The organism is Methylophaga sp. UBA5088 (genome assembly GCF_002414625.1).
GTDB classification, from domain to species: domain Bacteria; phylum Pseudomonadota; class Gammaproteobacteria; order Nitrosococcales; family Methylophagaceae; genus Methylophaga; species Methylophaga marina.
This window is the reverse complement of record NZ_DIAC01000032.1, coordinates 49,586-49,989: the sequence shown is the minus strand read 5'-3', so window position 1 is coordinate 49,989 and position 404 is coordinate 49,586. Positions and strand designations below refer to the sequence as shown.

At 47.3% G+C, this 404-nt stretch carries 1 protein-coding gene; it reads right to left on the bottom strand.

Annotation, left to right across the window (positions count from 1 at the left end; genetic code table 11):
- Positions 1 to 404: glycogen/starch/alpha-glucan phosphorylase (locus B4K20_RS04495; RefSeq protein ID WP_289282028.1), on the bottom strand; the 404-nt coding region annotated here is incomplete at both ends.

Below are 404 nucleotides of genomic sequence, written 5' to 3'. Positions count from 1 at the left end.
CGCAGGAAGCGGGCATTAATTTCGTAAATAATTTCCAGAATGCGTGGCAGCAGACGCCCAAACATATTGACCGGCCAGCGCTCCAAAGCTTCTGGTAACAGAGTATGGTTAGTATAGGCCATCGTGTTGGAGGTGATGTCCCAGGCTTTATCCCAGCTCAGTCCATGTTCATCCATTAATAAACGCATGAGTTCGGCAACTGCCACAGTAGGGTGAGTATCATTTAGCTGGAAACAATTTTTCTCGGCAAAATTATCGAATGACTCACCATGGGTGGTGACCCAGTAGTCGATAATGTCTTGCAAACTGGCTGAGGCTAAGAAGTACTGCTGGCGTAGACGGAGCTCTTTACCATTCTCGCTGGCATCATTCGGATAGAGCACCATGCTGATATTTTCAGCTTC